At 64.1% G+C, this 18,611-nt stretch carries 19 protein-coding genes; 12 read left to right on the top strand and 7 right to left on the bottom strand.

All coding sequences use genetic code 11. The features are described 5' to 3' along the window. Positions 1–18: 18 nt before the first annotated feature. The 3 genes from QRN63_RS08140 to QRN63_RS08150 are packed head-to-tail and all read left to right on the top strand — an operon-like array spanning position 19 to position 4,551. The gene (locus tag QRN63_RS08140) at positions 19–2,400 is read left to right on the top strand and encodes a transglycosylase domain-containing protein (RefSeq protein WP_410506155.1); all 2,382 of its coding nucleotides are present in this window, start codon (positions 19–21) and stop codon (positions 2,398–2,400) included. Further along, on the top strand, positions 2,397–4,046 hold the full coding sequence (locus QRN63_RS08145; protein ID WP_285030351.1) for a glycosyltransferase family 87 protein: 1,650 nt from the start codon (positions 2,397–2,399) through the stop codon (positions 4,044–4,046). Before QRN63_RS08140 ends, QRN63_RS08145 begins: the two co-directional genes overlap by 4 nt. Before the next feature lie 40 nt (positions 4,047–4,086). After that, the gene (locus QRN63_RS08150; RefSeq protein WP_285030352.1) at positions 4,087–4,551 is read left to right on the top strand and encodes an SRPBCC family protein; all 465 of its coding nucleotides are present in this window, start codon (positions 4,087–4,089) and stop codon (positions 4,549–4,551) included. 198 nt (positions 4,552–4,749) lie between these two features. Here QRN63_RS08150 and QRN63_RS08155 read toward each other — a convergent pair whose 3' ends face one another. The 3 genes from QRN63_RS08155 to QRN63_RS08165 form a co-directional block, all read right to left on the bottom strand. Continuing rightward, positions 4,750–5,340, bottom strand: a complete 591-nt coding sequence (locus tag QRN63_RS08155) for a hypothetical protein (protein ID WP_285030353.1) — start codon at positions 5,338–5,340, stop codon at positions 4,750–4,752. 159 nt (positions 5,341–5,499) lie between these two features. Then, positions 5,500–6,117: a hypothetical protein gene (locus QRN63_RS08160; RefSeq protein ID WP_285030354.1), complete on the bottom strand. Its 618-nt coding sequence runs from the start codon at positions 6,115–6,117 to the stop codon at positions 5,500–5,502. Between the two features lie 133 nt (positions 6,118–6,250). Further along, a complete protein-coding gene (locus tag QRN63_RS08165; protein ID WP_285030355.1) occupies positions 6,251–6,904 on the bottom strand; it encodes an MHYT domain-containing protein in 654 nt (217 codons plus the stop codon). Between the two features lie 192 nt (positions 6,905–7,096). Between QRN63_RS08165 and rpsF the strand changes: the two genes are divergently transcribed. The 5 genes from rpsF to dnaB all read left to right on the top strand — a co-directional run bounded on the left by rpsF (position 7,097) and on the right by dnaB (position 11,047). Beyond that, positions 7,097–7,387 (top strand): 30S ribosomal protein S6, encoded by a 291-nt coding sequence (rpsF, locus tag QRN63_RS08170; RefSeq protein WP_133760001.1) that lies wholly within the window; start codon positions 7,097–7,099, stop codon positions 7,385–7,387. Between the two features lie 82 nt (positions 7,388–7,469). Next, positions 7,470–7,976 carry a single-stranded DNA-binding protein gene (locus tag QRN63_RS08175; RefSeq protein WP_267319900.1) on the top strand — a complete coding sequence of 169 codons (507 nt, stop codon included), beginning with the start codon at positions 7,470–7,472 and terminating at the stop codon, positions 7,974–7,976. Positions 7,977–8,023: 47 nt separating this feature from the next. Beyond that, positions 8,024–8,278, top strand: a complete 255-nt coding sequence (rpsR, locus tag QRN63_RS08180) for a 30S ribosomal protein S18 (RefSeq protein WP_020099841.1) — start codon at positions 8,024–8,026, stop codon at positions 8,276–8,278. Positions 8,279–8,293: 15 nt separating this feature from the next. Continuing rightward, positions 8,294–8,749: a 50S ribosomal protein L9 gene (rplI, locus tag QRN63_RS08185; protein ID WP_267319899.1), complete on the top strand. Its 456-nt coding sequence runs from the start codon at positions 8,294–8,296 to the stop codon at positions 8,747–8,749. Between the two features lie 507 nt (positions 8,750–9,256). Continuing rightward, positions 9,257–11,047, top strand: a complete 1,791-nt coding sequence (gene dnaB, locus QRN63_RS08190) for a replicative DNA helicase (RefSeq protein ID WP_267319898.1) — start codon at positions 9,257–9,259, stop codon at positions 11,045–11,047. A gap of 246 nt (positions 11,048–11,293) precedes the next feature. Here the strand turns inward: dnaB and QRN63_RS08195 are convergent, their stop codons facing one another. The 3 genes from QRN63_RS08195 to QRN63_RS08205 all read right to left on the bottom strand — a co-directional run bounded on the left by QRN63_RS08195 (position 11,294) and on the right by QRN63_RS08205 (position 15,227). Beyond that, complete coding sequence (locus QRN63_RS08195; RefSeq protein WP_285030356.1) at positions 11,294–11,527, bottom strand: DUF2188 domain-containing protein; 234 nt, start codon at positions 11,525–11,527, stop codon at positions 11,294–11,296. A 246-nt stretch (positions 11,528–11,773) separates the two neighbouring features. Then, positions 11,774–12,448, bottom strand: coding sequence for a hypothetical protein (locus QRN63_RS08200; RefSeq protein WP_285030357.1), 675 nt, complete (start codon positions 12,446–12,448; stop codon positions 11,774–11,776). After that, a complete protein-coding gene (locus tag QRN63_RS08205; RefSeq protein WP_285030358.1) occupies positions 12,438–15,227 on the bottom strand; it encodes an N-6 DNA methylase in 2,790 nt (929 codons plus the stop codon). The genes QRN63_RS08200 and QRN63_RS08205 overlap by 11 nt, the downstream gene beginning before the upstream one ends. Before the next feature lie 112 nt (positions 15,228–15,339). Between QRN63_RS08205 and QRN63_RS08210 the strand changes: the two genes are divergently transcribed. Together QRN63_RS08210 and QRN63_RS08215 are read left to right on the top strand one after the other, a co-directional pair. After that, on the top strand, positions 15,340–15,507 hold the full coding sequence (locus tag QRN63_RS08210; RefSeq protein ID WP_285030359.1) for a hypothetical protein: 168 nt from the start codon (positions 15,340–15,342) through the stop codon (positions 15,505–15,507). Further along, positions 15,504–15,941: a hypothetical protein gene (locus tag QRN63_RS08215; RefSeq protein WP_285030360.1), complete on the top strand. Its 438-nt coding sequence runs from the start codon at positions 15,504–15,506 to the stop codon at positions 15,939–15,941. The genes QRN63_RS08210 and QRN63_RS08215 overlap by 4 nt, the downstream gene beginning before the upstream one ends. A gap of 411 nt (positions 15,942–16,352) precedes the next feature. Here the strand turns inward: QRN63_RS08215 and QRN63_RS08220 are convergent, their stop codons facing one another. Then, positions 16,353–16,799 carry a MarR family winged helix-turn-helix transcriptional regulator gene (locus QRN63_RS08220; protein ID WP_285030361.1) on the bottom strand — a complete coding sequence of 149 codons (447 nt, stop codon included), beginning with the start codon at positions 16,797–16,799 and terminating at the stop codon, positions 16,353–16,355. An 85-nt stretch (positions 16,800–16,884) separates the two neighbouring features. Here QRN63_RS08220 and QRN63_RS08225 point away from each other — a divergent pair, with 85 nt between their 5' ends. Next, positions 16,885–17,154, top strand: a complete 270-nt coding sequence (locus tag QRN63_RS08225; protein ID WP_285030362.1) for a hypothetical protein — start codon at positions 16,885–16,887, stop codon at positions 17,152–17,154. A gap of 173 nt (positions 17,155–17,327) precedes the next feature. Further along, positions 17,328–18,605 (top strand): MCE family protein, encoded by a 1,278-nt coding sequence (locus QRN63_RS08230; protein WP_285030363.1) that lies wholly within the window; start codon positions 17,328–17,330, stop codon positions 18,603–18,605. Positions 18,606–18,611 lie beyond the last annotated feature (6 nt).

An 18,611-nucleotide genomic window follows, 5' to 3' on the forward strand; every position in this document is an offset into this window, starting at 1 on the left:
CAAGGCCGCCCCGGGCCCGTGCCGCCGGATGACCGACGGACCATGATCCTGCCGCCGGTCGGCAAGGCCGACGACCCACGGCTGCGAGACCCCATCGACGCCGTGAAGGCCGCGCTCGACGGCACCAAGCGCCCGGCTCAGCCCCCGATGAGCCCGAGCCCGGGCATGAACCCGCCGCCGAAGTCGCCACCGCCACCGCCACCGCGGACCGGTGGTGGCAGTGGCGGCAGCACCGGCGGTCCACAGTTGCCGCAGTTCAAGTGGAACTGGAAGGTGTTCCGCCGGTTCTGCTACGCGGGCGCCGTGGTGTTGCTGGTGCTGCCGATCGTCACGTTCGCCATGGCATACCTCATCGTCGACATCCCCAAGCCGGGCGACATCCGCACCAACCAGGTGTCGACCATCCTGGCCAGCGACGGCTCCGAGCTCGCGAAGTTCGTCCCGCCGGAGGGCAACCGCGTCGACGTCAACATCGAGCAGATTCCGGTGCACGTCCGCAACGCGGTGATGGCCGCCGAGGACCGGGACTTCTACACCAACCCGGGCTTCTCGTTCTCGGGTTTCGCGCGAGCGTTCAAGAACAACATCTTTGGCGGCGACCTGCAGGGCGGGTCGACCATCACGCAGCAGTACGTGAAGAACGCCTTGGTCGGTGACGCCCGCTCCGGCGTCGGCGGCTTGGTCCGCAAGGCCAAGGAGCTGGTGATCGCCACCAAGATGTCGCGGCAGTGGTCGAAAGACGAAGTGCTGCAGTCGTACCTGAACATCATCTATTTCGGCCGCGGCACCTACGGCATCGGCGCGGCGTCGAAGGCGTACTTCGGCAAGCCCGTCGAGCAGCTCGACGTGGCCGAGGGCGCGCTGCTCGCGGCCCTGATCCAGCGGCCGTCGACCCTGGACCCGGCCGTCGACCCGGAGGGTGCCGCCGAGCGCTGGAACTGGGTGCTCGACGGCATGGTGACCATGGGTGCGCTGTCCAAGGAGGACCGCGCACAGCAGAAGTTCCCGGCCACGGTGCCGCCCGAACAGGCGCGGCAGGCGAACCAGACCGAAGGCCCCAACGGACTGATCCAGCGGCAGGTGATGAAGGAGCTCCAGAGCATCTTCAACATCAACGAGCAGGCGCTGAACACCGAGGGGCTGCAGGTCACCACGACCATCGACCCGAAGGCGCAGTCGGCGGCCGAGGACGCGGTGTCGAAATACCTGGACGGCCAGGCCGACGACATGCGGGCCGCGGTGGTGTCGGTCGATCCGCATACCGGCGGCATCAAGGCCTATTACGGCGGTTCCGACGCCAACGGCTTCGACTTCGCGCAGGCCGGTCTGCCGACGGGTTCGTCGTTCAAGGTGTTCGCGCTGGTGGCGGCCCTCGAGCAGGGCATCGGGCTGGGCTACCAGGTCGACAGCTCGCCGGTGACGGTCAACGGCATCAACATCACCAACGTCGAGGGCGAGGGCTGCGGCACCTGCAGCATCGCCGAGGCGCTCAAGCGGTCGCTGAACACCAGCTACTACCGGTTGATGCTCAAGCTCAAGCACGGCGCGCAGGACGTCGCCGACGCCGCGCACAAGGCCGGTGTCGCCGACAGCTTCCCGGGTGTCGAGCACACGCTGTCCGAGGACGGGAAGGGCGGTCCGCCCAACAACGGTGTGGTGCTGGGTCAGTACCAGAGCCGCGCGCTGGACATGGCGTCCGCGTACGCGACGCTGGCGGCGTCCGGCGAGTACCACAAGCCGCACTTCGTACAGAAGGTCGTCAACGGCGACGGACAGGTGCTGTTCGACGCGGCCTCCCAGGACAACTCGGGTGAGCAGCGGATTCCGAAGGCCGTCGCCGACAACGTGACGTCGGCGATGCAGCCGATCGCGGGCTACTCGCGTGGCCACAACCTGGCCGGCGGACGGCCGTCGGCCGCCAAGACGGGCACCGTGCAGCTCGGTGACACCGGCGCCAACCGCGACGCCTGGATGGTCGGCTACACGCCGTCGCTGTCCACCGCGGTGTGGGTCGGTACGACGGCCGGGACGCAGCCGCTGGTCAACAAGGGCGGCGGGCCGGTGTACGGCTCGGGCCTGCCCTCGGACATCTGGAAGTCGACGATGGACGGTGCGCTCAAGGGCACCGACAACGAGTCGTTCCCGAAGCCGACCGCCATCGGCGGGTACGCGGGCGTGCCGCAGGCGCCGCCGGTGGTGAAGCCGCCGACGCCGGACGATCAGCAGGGACCCCCGCCGGGCGCGCCGACGGAGACGGTGGTCCAGCCGACGCTCGTCGTCGCGCCGGGCATCACCATCCCGTTCGGGCCGCCGACCACAATGCAGGTTGCCCCGCACCAGGATGCGCCGCCTCCGGGTGGCGGCGACCCGAACCAGCCTGGCCCCCCGCCGCCGCCGTGACGGTCGACGAACCAGACGAGTCCGGCGTCCCGACGGTCTCGCCGGCCCGCCTCGCCCGGGACCTGCGCAGCGCCGACGACCGCGACCTGCCCAGCCGGACCGACGTCATGGGTGCGGCGCTGTCCGGTGTCGTAGGCGGGCCGGTGGGCCGGCACGCGATGATCGGCCGGGCGCCGTTCCTCACCCCGTTCCGGGTGCTGCTGATCATCGCGCTGGTCTTCCTCGGGCTGGGCTACACCACCAAGGCGCCGTGCCTGGTGACGACCGGCACGGGCACCGCCGATCAGCGCGTCGCCAACTGGCAGAACCAGCGCGCCTACTACGAGTTCTGCTACTCGGACACCGTGCCGCTGTACACCGCGGAGCTGCTGAACCTGGGCAAGTTCCCGTACAAGTCCAGCTGGATCGAAACCGACAGCGCGCAGAAGCCGCGCGTCCAGTACGACGGCACCCGCGCGATCCGCTACATGGAGTATCCGGTGCTGACCGGCATGTACCAGTACGCGTCCATGTCGGTGGCCAAGACGTACACGGCGCTGTCCAAGCTGGTCCGGATGCCGGTGGTCGCCGAGGTGATCATGTTCTTCAACATCTCGGCGTTCGGGCTTGCGCTGGCCTGGATGGCCACCGTCTGGGCGACCATGCGAATGTCCGGGCGGCGGCCGTGGGACGCCGCCGTGGTGGCCGGGTCGCCGATCCTGATCTTCCAGGCATTCACCAATTTCGACGCTCTCGCGACGGCATGCGCGGCCGGCGCCATGCTGGCGTGGTCGCGCCGAAAACCGGTGGTGGCCGGACTGTTGATCGGGGTCGGGGTGGCCCTGAAGCTGTATCCGCTGCTGCTGCTGATCCCGCTGGCGATGCTGGCGGTGCGGACCGGCAAGTGGCGGCCGGTGGCCAAGACCGCGATCACGGCGCTGGTCACGTGGATAGTCGTCAATCTGCCGATCATGGTGATGTTCCCGCGGGGGTGGTCGGAGTTCTTCCGGCTCAACACCCGCCGCGGTGACGACATGGACTCGCTCTACAACGTCGTGAAGTCCTTCACCGGCTGGGGCGGGTTCGACACCAATCTCGGATTCTGGGAACCGCCGACGGTGCTCAACACCGTCTCGGCGGTGCTGTTCGTCTTGTGTTGTGCGGCAATCGCATACATCGCGTGGACGGCGCCGCAGCGACCGCGGCTGGCACAACTGGCGTTCCTCGTGGTCGCGGCGTTCCTGCTGACCAACAAGGTGTGGAGCCCGCAGTACTCGCTGTGGCTGGTGCCGCTGGCCGCGCTGGCGCTGCCGCATCGCCGAATCCTGTTGGCGTGGATGACCATCGACGCGCTGATCTGGATTCCACGGATGCTCTACCTGTACGGCGACCCCAAGCTCGGGCTGCCCGAGCAGTTCTTCACCACCACGGTCCTGCTGCGCGACATCGCGGTGATCGGCCTGTGCGCGTTGGTTATTCGCGCCATCTACCGGCCGGAGCTGGATCTGGTCCGCTGGGGCGGCCGCGTCGACGATCCGTCGGGCGGCGTGTTCGACGAGGCCGACGACAATCCGCCACGCTGGTTGCCCGCCCGGTTACGGCCCCGCCCGATCGTCGTCGCCGAACCCGATCCGGAGCCGGAACCGCAGCTCGCGCCCTCGGCATAAATGGGCTGCGTTCCGTCGCGCGCAGTGGCAGGGTCGAGGCGTGACCGACCTGACGTTCTCCGATTCCGTTGTCATCAACTCCGATCCCGACACCCTCTACGCCCTGGTCTCCGACGTGACCAACATGGGTCAGTGGAGCCCGCAGTGCAAAGCGTGCTGGTGGGAGGACGAAGACGGCGGCCCGGTGGCCGGCGCCTGGTTCAAGGGCCGCAACGAAGCCGGTGACCGGATCTGGGAGACCCGCAGCCAGGTGGTCGTCGCCGAACCCGGTCGCGAGTTCGTCTGGGAAGTCAACGGCGGGTGGGTGCGCTGGGGATTCACGCTCGATCCCGCCGACGGCGGTACGCGCCTGACGCAGTCATGGGAGTTCCTGCCCGCCGGCATCGCGGGCTTCCACGAGCGCTGGGGTGACGACGCCGCTGCCCAGATCGCGCTTCGTACGAAGTACGCGAAGGAAGGCATCCCGCTGACTCTGGCGGCGATCAAGAAGACGGCCGAGGACTAGGTCCTCTTCTTCACGGGGTTGACCCTGCGCTGAGGGCGCAGAAGTCCGAGTAGCTGGAGCCCTGGTTACAGGGTCGGTATCGGCAGTTGCGGTTGTGGCCGTTGACTCTGAACACCAGGCGGAGAAGTTCGAGTGGCGTGTGCCGCCGGCGCAGAGTCAACAGCGGCCGCTGGTACGGGGTCGATGACCAACCCCGACTCAACTCTGATACGTCGGCGGGTACTGCGGAAAGTAGTGCGGCACAGTCTGAGTCGGCTCCGCCCTGATCCACGCGGTGGTCGACGGCAACAACGCCAGGACCATCGTGGCGATCGGGAATGCGAGGCCGACGAAGGCGCTGACGACACTTTGGGACGTGTGCCAGTCGTCCGACGTCACGGCGGTGCTGAAGACAGCGGTCATCAGGTTGCTCACGATGGCCACCGCACATCCGCTGACCACGAGCCACCGGCCGAGCATCTTGCGTCGAAAGAGCAGCACCGCGCCGGTGATGAGCAAGGCGCTCAACAACATGCCGAGCACGAACGCGATGATCACCAGGGCGACCATCCCGATGGCCAGGACGCCGAAGATGCTGTCGAGGATCTCGTAATCAGAAGGCTTGAATTGACTGCCGATCGTTGCGATGGCGATCAGGAAGAACAGCGAGACTGCGGTGATGGCGAGGCTGAGCAATCCGCCCAGCGTCGCCAGCACTCCGGCGGTGATGGCGGTGCCGCCGCTCGGCTGGGCCGATGTCGCCGGCGGGACGGCGTAGGCACCTGGCTCCGGGTACTGCGGATACGTCATGCGTCCCCCTCGCTGACAACGGTGAAGCCAGCCTATCGGCGGGTCACGGATGCCGGGATCACGGAAGACTTTTGCATTGACTGCGAACTGACGCTGCAAAAGTTCGAGTGGGTGTCTGCGCAGATTCGCAGTCGGCGCATCGCGCGCGGCCGGCCGACCTCAGCCCTGGTACGGCGGCGGGTAGTACGGATATGGCTGCGGCGCAACGGGATTCCCCTTGGCGCGTATCCAACGGGAGGTCGAGGGCAAGAAGGTCAGCACGACGGTCGCCACCGAAAAGATCACGATCGGCAGGGCGATCACCCCGACGACGCCGGACCCGTCCGCATTTGCCGCCAGGAAGGCTCCCAATCCGAACGCGAAGATGGGCACGCATCCGACGCCGATGAGCCAGCGACTGGCCGGCTTGCGCGACAGCAGCATGAAACCGCCGGCCAGGATCAGCAGACCGCCGATGACCGACATCGAAAGGAACAAGTCGCCGACGTGCGATGTAGAGCGGGTGGTGAAGGGGTCCGGTTTTTTCGTGAGGGACTCAACCAGGGCCATGGCGCCGAGGCAGCCATGCAGCAGCCCGCCCATCACCGCCAGCACGCCCGCGATGACTCCGCCGACCCCGCCAGTCGATGCAGGCGGCTCGGGTGTGGCCGGATAACCACCTGGAAAACCGCCCGGCTGCAGGTATCCCTGCTGGTAGCCGGGCTGGGCCGGATAGCCCTGCGGATACCCGGGCTGCCCCGGAAATCCTTGGCCGTAGGGCCCCTGTGGGTGGTTCATGCGTCCCCCTCGCTGGCAACTAGCTGGGAACCAGACTATCGGCGATGAAGACTTCTGCGTCGACAGCGAACTGACGCCGCAGAAGTTCGAGCAGCGGTGTGCGTGGATTCGCAGTCAACGCTTGTCGCCCACCTCAGCCCTGATACGGCGGCAGGTGCTGCGGAAAGTATTGCGGCGCAACGGGAGTTCGTTTGGCCTGAATCCACGCGGTCGTTGCCGGCAGCAGCACCAGCACGACGGTGGTGACCGGGAAGATCAGGCCCAGAAGCGGCAGCACGGCCAAGCCCCCGTAGCCCGGGTAGCCGGCCGTGGCAGTGGTACGCACCGCGAAGCCGATCACATTGCTCACGATGGCCAGCGCGCATCCGCCGACGATGAGCCAGCGCCCGAGCATCTTGCGTTGAAACAGCATCACGGCGCCAGCTAGGAGCACTACCCCGAAGATGATGCTGGCCAGGCTCCCGACGATCAGCAAGGCGTAGACCCCGCCGGAAATGTCGGAGACCTGCGACAGCCCGGCGTCACTCTTGATCGCGGCGATGCCGATCAGGGCGAGAATCCCGCTGCCGAGGCCCGCGAACGCGCCCAGTGCGGCCAGCACACCCGCACTGATCGCCGTGCCACCACTGGCCGTCGGCGTCGGATAACCGCTCGGAAAACCGCCCGGCTGCGGGTATCCCTGCTGGTAGCCGGGCTGGGCCGGATAACCCTGTGGATACCCCGGCTGCTGCGGGTACCCGGGCTGCCCCGGAAACCCCTGGCCGTACGGCCCCTGCGGATAGGTCATGCGTCCCCCTCGCTGACAATGATCTGCACCCAGAGTAGCGATCTTGACGCCCCCGTCAGGACGCCTCTTCTGAGCGCCGATTTCGCAGCTCAGGGGCTCTTCGGGTAACCTGACCCGGTTGCCGACGCAGGCGACCCTCCTGCCACGGAACACGCCGTGGCCGATACGACCATAGGAGGTGATGGGTTCCACATGCGTCCATACGAAATCATGGTCATTCTCGACCCCACACTTGACGAGCGCACCGTAGCTCCGTCGCTGGAGACGTTCCTGAACGTCATCCGCAAAGACGGCGGCAGCGTCGAAAAGGTGGACATCTGGGGCCGTCGCCGGCTGGCTTACGAGATCGCCAAGCACGGTGAAGGCATCTACGCGGTTGTCGACCTGAAGGCCGAACCGGCCACGGTCAACGAGCTCGACCGTCAGCTGAACCTGAACGAGTCGGTGTTGCGTACCAAGGTCCTGCGGACCGACAAGCACTAGAAGTAGCCAAGCTTCTGCGGATTTGTCGCGGGCCTTGCGTAGGCTCGCGCCTAATTCACCCAATCCGTCCCAGGAGGATCTCGTGGCTGGTGACACCACCATCACCGTTATCGGAAACCTGACCGCTGACCCGGAGCTGCGTTTCACGCCGTCCGGTGCTGCTGTTGCGAACTTCACCGTGGCCTCGACGCCGCGGATGTTCGACCGGCAGAGCAATGAGTGGAAGGACGGGGAGGCGCTGTTCCTCCGCTGCAACATCTGGCGCGAGGCGGCCGAGAACGTCGCCGAGAGCCTGACCCGGGGGTCGCGTGTCATCGTGACCGGCCGGCTGAAGCAGCGCTCGTTCGAGACCCGCGAGGGTGAGAAGCGCACCGTGATGGAGGTCGAGGTCGATGAGATCGGCCCGTCCCTGCGGTACGCGACGGCGAAGGTGAACAAGGCCAACCGCAGTGGCGGAGGCGGTGGCGGCTTCGGCGGCGGCGGTTCCCGTCAGCCTGCCGGTGGCGGCGGCGCTCCGGCCGACGACCCGTGGGGCAGTGCCCCGGCTTCGGGTTCGTTCGGCGGCGCCGACGACGAGCCGCCCTTCTGATCCACGTAATTGGCTGGGCAACCAGCTAGACCCAGAAAGAGAAAGACATGGCCAAGGCCACCAAGCGGCGTCCGGCGCCGGAAAAGCCGGTCAAGACCCGCAAGTGCGTGTTCTGCTCCAAGAAGGCGCAGACCATCGATTACAAGGACACCGGACTGCTCCGGACCTACATCAGCGAGCGCGGCAAGATCCGTGCCCGTCGCGTCACCGGTAACTGCGTGCAGCACCAGCGTGACATCGCCATCGCCGTGAAGAACGCCCGCGAGGTCGCGTTGCTTCCGTTCAGCTCGTCGACTCGATAGGGAGGACTGAGAGATATGAAGCTCATTCTGACCACTGAGGTCGACCACCTGGGTTCGGCCGGCGACACCGTTGAGGTTCGTGACGGCTACGGCCGTAACTACCTGCTGCCCCGCGGCCTGGCCATCCTGGCCAGCCGTGGTGCCGAGCGTCAGGCCAACGAGATCCGTCGGGCGCGCGACGCCAAGACGGTTCGCGACCTGGACCACGCCAACGAGCTGAAGCAGGCGATCGAGGCCCTCGGCCCCGTGTCGCTGGCCGTCAAGGCCGGTGCCGACAGCGGCAAGCTGTTCGGTTCGGTGACCGCGGGTGACGTCGTCGCCGCGATCAAGAAGGCCGGTGGCCCGAACCTCGACAAGCGCACCGTCGAGCTGCCCAAGGCGCACATCAAGTCGGTCGGCACCCACAAGATCGCGGTGCGTCTGCACCCGTCGGTCAACGTGCCGGTGTCGCTGGCCGTCGTCGCCGGATAGGCACGCGGTAGCTCAAACAGCAGAACGCCCGGGTGGAGTCAATCTTTGACTTCGCCCGGGCGTTTTCTGTTGACAGCGGGCGAACATTTTCAGCCAATCTGCAAACAGTGATCTACGCCGGCTGTTAACCTACGCGGCCCATTTCCGCCATGCGCCCGCAACACAACACGCCCGAGATGGCTACCCGGCACGACACGCCGCACCAATTCTCATGCACAGGCTCACAGGCGATATATAGGCCGTTGACCTGCGATGTTGGGAATATACCCGTGGGTATTCCACAAGTTCTCCCCAACCCGTCAACATCGTTGTCCACGTCTTTCCACATTTCATCCCCAGGGTTATCAACAGGGGTGGTTTCGGGAGGCTCCAGCAACGCCTAACGTGATGCGTCTCGCGACAGGTGAGCGGCTTGCGAGTCCGACTTGTCGGGGCGGTGACGTACGGTCACGGGTAGCTCGTTTCGAACGCTTGTTTGATATCGATTTTGGGGAGGAGGGGCGCTTCGTGGCTGTCGCTGACGACCTGGGTCGTTCCGACATGGATGAGCCGCCCAGCGAGGATTTCGGCCGTCAACCGCCGCAGGACATGGCTGCCGAGCAGTCGGTCCTGGGCGGCATGCTGCTGTCCAAGGACGCGGTTGCCGACGTCCTGGAGCGCCTGCGTCCCGGCGACTTCTACCGCCCGGCGCATCAGAACGTCTACGACGCGATCCTCGATCTGTACGGCCGCGGGGAGCCCGCTGACGCCGTCACCGTCGCGGCGGAACTCGACCGCCGGGGTCTGCTCAAGCGCATCGGTGGCGCGCCGTATCTGCACACTCTGATCTCCACGGTGCCCACCGCCGCCAACGCCGGTTTCTACGCCGGCATCGTCGCGGAGAAGGCCACGCTGCGCCGCCTCGTCGAGGCCGGCACGCGCGTCGTGCAGTACGGCTACGCGGGCGCTGACGGCGCCGACGTGGCCGACCTGGTGGACCGTGCGCAGGCCGAGATCTACGACGTCACCCAGACCCGCAGCAGCGAGGATTTCACCGTCCTGGAGGAGCTGCTGCAGCCCACCATGGACGAGATCGATGCCATCGCGTCGCAGGGCGGTATCTCGCGTGGCATCCCGACCGGCTTCACCGAGCTCGACGAGATCACCAACGGTCTGCACCCGGGCCAGATGATCATCGTGGCCGCGCGTCCTGGTGTCGGTAAGGCGCTGGCGCTCGACACCCCGCTACCCACGCCCGGTGGCTGGACCACCATGGGTGACGTCTCGGTGGGCGACGAGCTCATCGACGCCAACGGACGGCCCACCCGAGTGGTCGCCGCGACTCCGGTGATGGAGGAGCGGCCGTGCTACGAGATCGACCTGTCGGACGGCACCACCATCGTGGCCGACGCCTCGCACCAGTGGCCGACCGGCCGCGGCATCGTCACCACCGCGACCCTGCGCCCCGGCGCTGACCGACTGGAGCCGGCGTTGACCGCCGGTGGGCTGGCCGTGCTCACCAAGCCCGTGACGATCACGGACGTGCGCCGGGTGGAATCGGTGCCGGTGCGCTGCGTCGAGGTCGACAACCCGGCCCACCTGTACCTGGCCGGGCGCTCGATGGTGCCCACGCACAACTCGACGATCGGGCTGGACTTCATGCGGTCCTGCTCCATCAAGCATCAGCAGGCCAGCGTCATCTTCTCGCTGGAAATGAGCAAGACCGAGATCGTCATGCGACTGCTCTCGGCCGAAGCCAAGATCAAGCTTGGCGACATGCGGTCGGGTCGGATGAGCGACGACGACTGGACCAAATTGGCCCGCCGCATGAGCGAGATCTCCGAGGCGCCGCTGTACATCGACGACTCACCGAACCTGACGATGATGGAGATCCGGGCCAAGGCCCGTCGTCTGCACCAGAAGGCCAACCTGCGGCTGATCGTCGTGGACTACATGCAGCTGATGACCTCGGGTAAGAAGTTCGAGTCCCGGCAGCAGGAAGTCTCGGAGTTCTCGCGGTCGCTGAAGCTGATGGCCAAAGAACTCGAGGTGCCGGTGGTCGCCATCAGCCAGCTGAACCGTGGTCCCGAACAGCGCACCGACAAGCGCCCGCAGGTGTCGGACCTTCGTGAGTCGGGATCGCTGGAGCAGGATGCCGACATGGTCATGCTGCTGCACCGTCCGGACTCCATCGATCGCGATGACCCGCGCGGCGGTGAGGCCGACATCATCCTGGGCAAGCACCGTAACGGCCCGACCGCGAATATCACTGTGGCACACCAGCTCCACTTCTCGCGGTTTACGAATATGGCGCGGTAGAGCCAACTCGGTCAGTCAGTCGGTAGACAGGCGATCGACATATGGCTTGCATCCCAAGGCTGACCAGCGCTGCCGACCGTCACGGCTGAGCATCCGACCGAGGCGAATCCCACGACACAACTTGGGAGTGAGCGGGAACATCGAAGTACCGCGGGATCCGCTCGGTGCTCGGTGCCAGTCGATTGCAGTTCTTCTGGAATGACATATTGAGCGCGGGTTTTACGTTTGTGCGTTTGCGTCGCCGCATCAGCCCTTGGGCGGGTCCAGATCCCTTTTTCCGACCGTATCCGTGTTCCGATTCTGGTTGTTGTCCTTACGGTGGTCGCGAACCTCACCGCCGCCGCTTCGTTCCGCAAAACCCCCCGCCGCATCGTGCGCCTCCGCCTGAGTGCCATAGCGTCCCGCAGCCTTGCCGGCCCCCGCACGTTTGGCGCTCCAGTTACCTGCCTCCTTGTCGTACTGCACGTCGTAGTCGGCCACGCTGCTCCTTCGCGATCGGATCGGATGCCTCCGAGACTTACTACTGAGGTACGACACTGACGCCGGACAGAGAGCCGAGATTCTAGTCCAGGCGGTGCCTTCCAAACGCTCAAGACGCGATTCAAGGGGCAGTCGCCAACCTGCGGATAACACCCATGCCAGTGAGGGCTTGTTCAGATTAGTTGCGGTGTGTCCGGCCAGCCATGCGGTGCTCACGCCCGCCAGTCCCCCCGGACTCGGACCTACTCAACTCTCCGCCTCGCAGATGTAGGCGTAGTGAACAAGTTCGATTCGGATCGCATTGCGGCGTCGACTGCCGTCCCGGCCGACGATAGATTCGAAGCGAGCGCCCTTTCCAACCTGTTTGGGAACGTTGGGATCAGACCACTTGCAGTAAGCAGGTTTGCCGTCGATGGTTGTCCGTATGGATTGAAGGACATCGTCGACAGAAACTCCATGAAGATAGCCCAACATGTAGCCACGAAGATGTCCTGCACCATACACACCCGTCGCGAAGCGCTCCATCCCAGATTTGACGTACTCTCTGGCGCGTTTGGCTCGGTCGATGATTTTCGCTTCTATGTGAGCGACTGGATGCGCGCGCACATTAATTGTCAAATCAGGACGCTTGGCTGCCTTCAGAGCGCTCGCCCCCGACCGTAATTCATCAGTGACAACAGCTTCGCTGATACTGGCATAGAAGGTCTGGTACTCAGGAACACTCTGTATGTGTGAGTTCAGCGCGTCGCGGAACAGAACAGTGTGATGATCCTCATCGCCGCACGGAATGGACTCATACGCCCAGGTAGCGAACGTGAGCTCAATAAGCGCGCCGACCTTGTCGCTGATTGCTTGTCGCAGCTCTTGTGTTGAATCGTCGGGGACCCCGCGATATTGGACACGGATGTCCTTAAGTGACATCGGCGTCATCCGCTACGGACAGAACGGCCTCGATTATGGATGCGGCATCGGCATCCGCGCATGACAGCTTCCAGAGTCGCAATTCGTTTGGTTTAATAATGTGGATCCGGGCACCGTGCACCAGAATTGCCGACCGCTGCGCAAGTACGCGAGACAGGTCTGCCGCGGGGGCCGACGCTCGATCGAATTCGTACCTGAGCTGCGCGACATCAGGAGGCGTCGATTGCTGGATTAGGTCAATCCTAACGGTGACATGCGAGGCGATGATATCCGGGACGAGCGTTACCTCGGTGTGCGGAAACACATCGCCGATGACCTCGAGGAGTACGGTACGCAACCTGAAGACGTAATCAGTCAAAGCGGCGCCGGAGGGTTCTCTGAATTCGAGTCTGTTGTCGCTTTCCGATCGTAGAAACGTAGCCACCGCGTCATTGATATGCAGTCGTTGCGGTGTATTGATCCCGTAACAGTCGAATACGATGTCGTTGAGTCGCGCACGATCGAGCAAGTGGCCGCCCTGCCGATTAAGGCGGCGGACTTCACGCGTGAGCGCTGGACTTGGCGGCGCAATTGGAAAATTAGTGTGCTCCACCGGGCTGATAACTGGTCGACCTCGCACAAGCGCCGATGCGGTCGTGAGATGCCAGTACAGGCAGACTGATGAGTTCAAGTATCCGAGAATCGCCAGCCTCAGGTTGTCGTCTTTCGGCCCGCCCGCAATGCCGATGACCGTGTCATCGAATCCTGCATCAGAATCAACTAGTGCTGCTTGTATACCATTTAGATAGTGGATCGAACGCCCCACGAGGATGAGCGGTCCCCGGTACTGCGCTGGATTTCGAGTCCTGTGCAGGACGGTGTCGATTGGTGGGCCGAACTCGTCGATATTGAATGAATGAATGCTACTACGAGCCACAAAAGGAATCGTTGATAAGATCCCCGGGTCGTATTCGTCACCACCACGTATTTGGAATCCGCGTCCCACAATAAATCTAAAGCTTTTGAGCTTTGGATGTGTCGCCATCGTAGCGATAATGTCGCTGTCGATGTTGGGTCGTGTCTGCGGACCAGCATCCATCGTCGCGATGTCTGATGGCGCAAGGATTATGCCGTCCAAAGCCTTGTTGCCTGGATGCGGAGGAGCCAGGATCTCGGTATGCTGAGATTCTGTGGCGTGTCCTTTTGACGTGCATAGGATAGTTGCCGGCATCGCGGCTGTTGAAAAGAGCCGCCGCCGCAATGCTGTCAAGTCTACGGTCAGGCGGTCTCCGACCTTGGCATTGAAATCGTCGCGGAATCGTGCGGCCCGGTCGCCATGAAAAATATTCGTCGGCAACACTAGTCCCATTTTGCCGCCGTCACGCAAGAGTGAGTGGCTTCTCCACATAAATGCCTGCGCCAATTGCTGATCGCCGACGATATACTTGTTTGAATCAAGCCAGTCATTAACTGTCGGCGATAACTTCGATTTCCACGGGGGGTTTCCGACGATAATGTCGGCCGTGCCGTCGAACTGTGCGGTACGCGGATCAAAGGCGTCAATTGTGAGCACATTCGATCCCGATAAATTGGGAAGTCGCCCTTCGCGCCATATGGTTGGCGGGTCTTGCCGCTCGAGGAGTGTGAGGTACAGGCCGAAGACGGTGATCGCCGTGGCGCTGGCGTCTATCTCGAACCCAAAGATGCACTCGCGCAGCATTTGGATGCTGTCATCAAATGTTGGTGGCCCGCCTGTATCCGCTTCTAGTCGAGCTAGTAGCCGGTTATACGCGGCGGCCAAAAAAGCGCCCGAGCCGCAGGCGGGGTCAACAATGAGGGGTTTACCGCGCTCATTCCATGGCAACAGCTCATCGAGTATTAGGTCGATGAGCCACACAGGCGTGTAGTGCGCTGCGTTCTGTTGTTTGACGTCACTGAGCAATTCTTCGTAGATTGCGCTCACCAGTACGGTGGGGATGGCTGCAAAATCGTACGGCCAGAGTGCGCGCTGTCCAGTTTCAAGCTCATCGCCATTGAGCAGAGACGCCACGTCTTGTGTCACTGCTGTCGGGAGCTCGCGCAAATGCCGACCCATCCCGCCGAATACGTCTCCGTTGAACCGCTCGGCAAGCGCTTCGAATAATCTGGCGGTCGGCCGCACACCGTCGTTAAGTACATCGTCCAGGCGCTCGTATCCGCACAGCTCGTCGAGATGATCGGCGCTGAGGATGCGGCGGTCCTCCATGTACTTCACAAGCAGCGAACCGCCCAGGATCGCCTCCACAGCTCCGCCGGAGAGCTGGGTGTAGCGCTGTCGAAATGCCCTGAGGTTCTTAAGCAGAACCTGATCGACCTGCTCACCCTTTTTGAAGATACTGGCGAGATGAGCCAGCCCACGGCCGCTTTCCATGGCGTAGCGGGAGTACCGGTATAGCGCCGGTGTACCAGCGCCCAGCAAGGTGTCATGACCATCCGCCGAACGCGCGGGCTTTCGCATTCCGGTATAGCCGTGGAGCATTCCGTCCACCTCGGCGAAGAGCAACGGCACGCGGCCAAAGTTCCAGAACTTCTGTTGCAGATCTCCGACTTCGTCTAGGTCGTCAAGCGAGACGGCTGCGACCATCGGGATGCCGCCAGTGAAGTGAAGGCCCGCGCTGGTTCGTGTTTTGCGAGCGACATCGCGCCACGTTTGTCGGTACGATCCGGCGGCCGTTGGCTCGGGTGCCTGAATTAGCTCGCCATAGCCAAGTTCTGACAGAGCATCTGCCAAAGCAGATGCGGCTCCACGTTCACCCCGCATCAATTGCCTCGTCGCTGGTATGAAGTAACTGAAGCACCTTGCAACAATACCGTGCGAGACCGACAGATTCTGAAGCGGCGCCAGCAGCTTGTCGCAACGGGGTCTACCGAGCGTGATCAACGCCGAGGTCGCCGACGCCACCGGGCCGACGCCCGGGGCCCGACCGCACCGTGGACTGCTCGCGGCTCTAGCCGCGGGCGAGGTGCCGGAGGGGCTGTTGACGGTGCTCCGCAGAACGGCCGGCATTGCTACCGCACTCCTCTCGGCGACCGGGACATGAGCACCGGCGCGACGTCCGGGCTCGAGCCGGCACGTGTCGCGCGGGTCTTCCGAAATGACTTGGCGGAGCTGGAGTTTCCGAATGTCCAGGGCTTTGGCGACGCTGCGGTGTCGTTGCATCCGATCCAAGTCACCGATCGCCGGCGACCGCCGGCACGTTATCTCGTGACAGACGGTGATTGCCGGAAGGGGAAACCGTGGGTGATCGACGCGATCACACAGGTTTGCGTGTTGTTGGCCATGAGCGCGGCCGCCCGCCAGGAACGCCGTTGGGTCGAGGAACGATTCCTGCGGGAAGCGTCGCTTCTGCTGGGCGACGGCGACCACGCCGCTGCCAGTCGATGGCCCGTTCGTTGTAGAGCTCCATCACGTCCAGCGCCGAACATCCGGCGCGGCCGATTGGTCGCTACTGACCACGACCAGACGCAACGATAACTGCCGTCGCGCAGCTTGCTGGCGGGTGCAGAGGTCGTTCCGTCACCTGACGCAAGTAGCGCGCAGGCATGGACTTGGCTCGCCGACTAATACGGCCGAATGCCGTCGGCGTTCAAAGCGTCTAACGAAGAAATGCCAAAACTCTGAGACAGAACTCTGATGAAACCACGTGAGACAACCTGCATCACCGCTGGCCACGTGACCGACCGAGGTCACGAAATCTGAGACCCTACGCACAACGCCACCTCGAATGCAGGGAAGTGGCAAGACGTAGGAGCCGTCCTGACGACTCGCGCCTACGCAGGGTTGGTGTCGGGTGACATGCGCCGCGCCTGGGGCGTGTTCATACCCAAACGAAGCTGACGAATTCGTTGGCGGTGTGAACAGTGAACGGTGCAGCGCCGCGGTGAGTCACCTGCGCTGTTCGAGCGTCGTGGTGAATCGCTCGAGTGAGGTCGCGAATTGTTCAGCTTCGGTGCCTGGCCACGTGCTGAGCATGTCGTCGAAGACTTGGCTGAGCGATCGGCGCATCGTGGCTATCGCCTGGTGCCCAGCTTGCGTCAGTTCGAGCCGGATTGCCCTGCGGTCCTGATCATCTGCGGCGCGGCGGAGAAGACCGGCATCCTCGAGCCTGCTCGCGTAACGGGTGGTGGCTGTGCGGTCCAGGCCGATGGTCGTGGCGAGTTCGGTGGCGGTGGTGGGTCCCACGCGGGCTAGGCCCGATAACACCGGATACGTCGTGGCGTCGACGCCGTCGACTCCGGTGACCAGCTGGTCGTAGAGGTACGTCCTGGTGCTGCGCAGCAGCAGCCGGCCCAGTTGTGCCTCGACCCGCGCGCCTCGAGTGGTGGTAGCCATGCACACACGATACGTGCAGTCAGCACGCAGTTCTGTTACCGTGACATATGTGTGCAAATGGCACGCATATACGGAAGGGGTTCCGATGTCCGAACCACGTGCGATCAGTCCGGCAGATGTGCTCGCAGACGACGTGAACAGTGCAACGCTGAACGGCACCACGGTCCGCAAGGGTTCGGTCGCTGCGTTCATCGCCAACGCCAAGCTCTTCGAGTCGCTGGCTCCAACCGACCCGAGCTACTCAGAGGTGGAGGCGCAGCTTCGAGAACTGGCCTCTGCCCTGCAGGCGGTCGGCGTGCTCGACGTGTTCACCCCCCGCGCTTCCGCTATCGCCGCGCTCATCGAGCGGGACTGACCGGCATCCGGCTCGCCGAGAGTTCGGCCGATTTGGCTCGACCTGCGTGACGGCCGACACGTCAATGGGGCCGATGTGAGCCCAAACACCATGCAGGTGAACAGGTTTCGGGAAGCCGCCGATGCAGCGTTTAATGACAGGGCGCTTTGCGCCCGAGTCAGCATGGAGGTGCGATGGCGGGTCCCAATTCGACGGAAGACGTCGATGGGTTGTCACCACCGCCGATCGCCGAGGGGCAGGTCCACGCCCCGCTGAACCCCGACCGGAGCCCGCCGTACCGGGCGGTCGCGGTGGGAATGGTGCTGTTCGCCGTGCTGGTGCTGGCACTGACCTGGTCCCAGTTCCGAGGCTATTTCGACACCAAGGCCGCGCTCTATGTGGTGTACAACCGATCCGGATTGTCGATGGATACCGGTTCCAAGGTCACCTACAACGGGGTGCCGATCGGCCGGTTACAGGCAGCTGAGGCCCAGAGCAGCAGTGACGGCCACACTCAAGCCAAACTCATCCTCAGCGTCGACCCGCAGTATCTGAGTCTGCTGCCCCGCAATGTGGACGTGAAGCTGTTGGCCACCACCGCCTTCGGCAACAAGTACATCTCGTTCACCTCGCCCCCGAACCCGTCGACGCAGCATCTCCAAAGTGGTGACGTCATCAACGCCAGCGGCGTCACCACCGAGTTCAACACGCTGTTCGAGACCATCACCGCGATCTCCGAGCAGGTCGACCCGATCAAGTTGAACGCGACACTGACCGCGGCCGCGCAGGCCCTCGACGGGTTGGGCGACAGGTTCGGTCAGGCGTTGGTCAATGGCAATGTCATCCTGGCCGACCTGAACCAGCGGATGCCGACCATCCGGCACGACACCAAGGCCCTCGCCGACCTGACCGAGGTCTACGCCAACGCGTCGCCGGATCTGTGGGACGGCCTGAGGAATGCCGTGACCACCGAGCGCACCCTCAACGACCAGCGCGGCACCATCGACCAAGCGCTGATGTCCGCGGTCGGGTTCGGCAACACCGGCGGCGACATTCTCGAGCGCGGCGGCCCCTACCTGGTCCGTGGCGCCGAGGACCTGCTGCCGACCTCCCGGCTGCTGGACAAATACAGTCCTGAGCTCGACTGCCTGTTCCGCGGTTTCGCTGCCGGTGCGCCGGCCGCGGCCAAGGGCCTGGGCGGTAACGGTTACTCGTTGGCGATGCACATGGAATTGGTCGGCACCGCCAACGCCTACGTGTATCCGGACAATCTCCCACGGATCAACGCCTCGGGCGGTCCGATGGGTCGGCCGGGGTGCTGGGTAGTCACCAAGGACATCTGGCCGATGCCCTACATGGTGATGGATACTGGCGCGTCGATCGCCCCGTACAACCACTTCGGCTTGGGCTCGCCGTTCGCATCCGAATATGTCTGGGGTCGTCGAGACGGCGAGAACACCATCAACCCCTGACTCGAG

Origin of the sequence: Mycolicibacterium sp. lyk4-40-TYG-92, assembly GCF_030209435.1 — a bacterium.
GTDB lineage: Bacteria > Actinomycetota > Actinomycetes > Mycobacteriales > Mycobacteriaceae > Mycobacterium.